This is a genomic window from uncultured Cardiobacterium sp. (genome assembly GCF_938028185.1).
In the GTDB taxonomy this organism is placed as follows: Bacteria; Pseudomonadota; Gammaproteobacteria; order Cardiobacteriales; family Cardiobacteriaceae; genus Cardiobacterium.
The window spans coordinates 1-2,517 of record NZ_CALJAH010000241.1 but is presented as its reverse complement, the minus strand read 5'-3'; the positions used below and the strand labels follow the sequence as shown (position 1 = coordinate 2,517).

The 2,517-nt window shown below is 62.0% G+C and carries 4 protein-coding genes; 3 read left to right on the top strand and 1 reads right to left on the bottom strand.

Annotated elements, in window-relative coordinates; all coding sequences use genetic code 11:
- Positions 1–52: 52 nt before the first annotated feature.
- Positions 53–949 (bottom strand): LysR family transcriptional regulator, encoded by an 897-nt coding sequence (locus Q0349_RS06960; RefSeq protein WP_298080150.1) that lies wholly within the window; start codon positions 947–949, stop codon positions 53–55.
- A 101-nt stretch (positions 950–1,050) separates the two neighbouring features.
- On the opposite strand from Q0349_RS06960, the gene Q0349_RS06955 reads away from it, so the two are divergent.
- The 3 genes from Q0349_RS06955 (at position 1,051) to ykgO (ending at position 2,335) form a co-directional block, all read left to right on the top strand.
- Positions 1,051–1,452, top strand: a complete 402-nt coding sequence (locus tag Q0349_RS06955) for a DoxX family protein (protein WP_298080149.1) — start codon at positions 1,051–1,053, stop codon at positions 1,450–1,452.
- Between the two features lie 10 nt (positions 1,453–1,462).
- Positions 1,463–2,068, top strand: a complete 606-nt coding sequence (locus Q0349_RS06950; protein WP_298080148.1) for a nitroreductase family protein — start codon at positions 1,463–1,465, stop codon at positions 2,066–2,068.
- Between the two features lie 141 nt (positions 2,069–2,209).
- On the top strand, positions 2,210–2,335 hold the full coding sequence (gene ykgO, locus Q0349_RS06945; RefSeq protein ID WP_048714664.1) for a type B 50S ribosomal protein L36: 126 nt from the start codon (positions 2,210–2,212) through the stop codon (positions 2,333–2,335).
- The last annotated feature ends 182 nt before the right edge of the window (positions 2,336–2,517 follow it).

Here is a 2,517-nt window from a genome sequence, read left to right as displayed (position 1 = left end):
TTTTGCGCATTCCTAATAAAATCAGTTCGTTACCATGAATTGTAAACACGCCCTAGGACGCATCCTGTAATGCCGCCGCTTTTTCCACGAGGAAATCGATGAAGCTGCGCACTTTCGCACTCAGGTGGCGGCGATCGGGATAGGCGGCGTGCAGGGTAATGCGGTGCAGCTCCCACTCCGGCAGGAGTTGTACCAGCCGCCCGGCGGCGAGGTCATCCTGCGCCAGCCAGTGCGGCAGGTAGCCGATGCCGCTGCCCGCCAGCAGCAGTTCGCGCAGCATCAGCGTGCTGTTGCTTTGCAGGGCGCTGGTGAGTTGCAGGGTGGTGGTCGTGTCGCCGCGCGTGCAGGGATGGCGGCTAAGGTCGGTGTAGGAGGGGAGGACGGCGGCGTGTGCAGCCGCGTCTTCCGGCGTCTGCGGCAGGCCGTGGCGGCGTATCCAGGCGGGGGCGGCGACGAGGACGAAGCGCACGGCAAAGAGCGGACGGACGACGAGGCTCGGTGCCGGATCGCGGCTGACGCGCAGCGCGAGGTCGATGCCGTCGCCGATGAGGTCGCGCATTTCGTTGTCAAGGATGAGGTCGAGGCTGACGTCGGGGTAGCGCGCGCGGTAGTCGCGCATCCAGGCGGCGAAGGTGGGGTTGGCGCACCAGATGGGCGCGGTCAGGCGCAGGTGTCCCTGCGGGGTTTCGCGCCCGCCACCCGCAGCGGCGGCTGCGTTGTCCAACAGCGCCAGCGCTTCGCCGCTCTGGCGGTAGTAGGATTCGCCTTCGGCAGTGAGGCTGAGGCGGCGGCTGTTGCGCTGCATCAGGCGGACGCCGAGGTGTTTTTCCAGATGGTGCAGGTGTTTGCTCGCCATCGCGGTGGAGATGCCGAGGCTTTCGGCGGCGCGGGTGAAGCTCGCGCATTCGACGATTTGCTGAAAGACTTTGAGGCTGAACAGGGTATCCATCGTTTCCTGATGAGAAAGGTTGCGTCAATGCGGCGAGTATAGGCGAGGGGCGGGCGTTTCTCTATAATCCGCGCTTCTTTTCAACCATCCAGGAGTTATCCATGCGTTTTCTCGCCCCTTATCAAGGCATCATTCTTTCTTTTGTGCGCATCGTCGTCGCCTATATGTTCATGCTGCACGGCCTCGCCAAGGCCTTCGGCTTCCCGATGGCAATGGGCGAAGGCCCGCTGGACTGGGCGTCCATGGAAGGCGTGGCCGCCATCCTCGAACTGGTCGGCGGCGGCCTGCTCATTCTCGGTCTCTTTACCCGCCCGGTCGCCTTCATCCTTTCCGGGCAGATGGCAGTTGCCTATTTCATGGTGCACGCCAAATCCGCGCTGTTCTTCCCGCTGGTGAACCACGGCGAATCTGCGGCGATGTTCAGCCTCATCTTCCTCTACTTTACCGCAGCGGGCGGTGGCAGCCTCTCGCTCGACCGCGCCATCAGCCGTTATGACGATTAAGGAGACCGCCATGAGCCATACCGCCATTGCCCAGGCCATCGCCGCGCGCCGCTCCGTCTATGCGCTCAATCGCGCGCTGCCACTGCCGCCGCAAGACATCATCACCCTGATTGAAGACGCGCTGCGCCACGCGCCCAGCGCCTTCAATTCGCAATCCACCCGCCTGCAAGTGCTGTTTGGCGCGGAGCACGAAGCGCTGTGGGACATCGCCGCGGACGCCCTGCGCGCCGTCGTTCCGGCGGACGCTTTCGCCGCGACTGCGGAGAAACTCGCCGCTTTCCGCGCCGCTGCCGGAACCATCCTCTTCTACGAAGACCGCGACGTTATCAAGGGTTTACAGGAACGGATGCCCATCTATGCCGACACCTTCCCCGGCTCTGCCGACCAAGGCGGCGCGATGCTGCAATACGCGCTGTGGACGCTGTTCAGCGCGGCGGGCATCGGCGCCAACCTGCAACACTACAACCCGCTGATTGACGACGCCGTCGCCGCCCGCTGGCATATCCCGGCGAACTGGCACCTGCGCGCGCAGCTCGTCTTTGGCGGTATCGCCGCCGCGCCGGGCGAGAAAGACATCACGCCGCTGCAAGGCCGCCTGCGCGTCGCCGGAGTGTAATCCGCCTCCCGATAACACAAAATCCATTTCATCCTGTTGCCGCCACTCCGTGGCGGTTTTTTTAGGCGTAAATTTTTTGGATATTCCATAACGAAATGGCGTTATAATCCCGCGCCTTGATTGAAGAAATAGGAGTTAATCATGAAAGTACTGTCCTCGCTGAAAACGGCGAAAACGCGTAGCCGCGACTGTCAGGTCGTGCGCCGTCGCGGCAAGCTATTTGTCATCTGCAAGAGCGACAAACGGCTGAAAGCCCGTCAGCGTTAAGCGTCAAAAAGCCCGCAATTATGCGGGCTTTGTTTTTGGTCGCTCGGCGGGTTGGGGTAAGGGCAGCAATCAACTGAAAAACTGGAATTTTAGCGCGTCAATAATATCGCCCACCCCTCCCCGGTCTCTCTCCCAGAGGGAGAGGGGCTTATCCGCCGAATGGCAAACAGCCTCTAAGGGCT

Coding starts and splice junctions, on each gene's coding strand:
- Q0349_RS06955 (WP_298080149.1), top strand. CDS start 1,051: ATGCGTTTTCTCGCCCCTTATCAAGGCATCATTCTTTCTTTTGTGCGC.
- Q0349_RS06950 (WP_298080148.1), top strand. CDS start 1,463: ATGAGCCATACCGCCATTGCCCAGGCCATCGCCGCGCGCCGCTCCGTC.
- ykgO (WP_048714664.1), top strand. CDS start 2,210: ATGAAAGTACTGTCCTCGCTGAAAACGGCGAAAACGCGTAGCCGCGAC.
- Q0349_RS06960 (WP_298080150.1), bottom strand. CDS start 949: ATGGATACCCTGTTCAGCCTCAAAGTCTTTCAGCAAATCGTCGAATGC.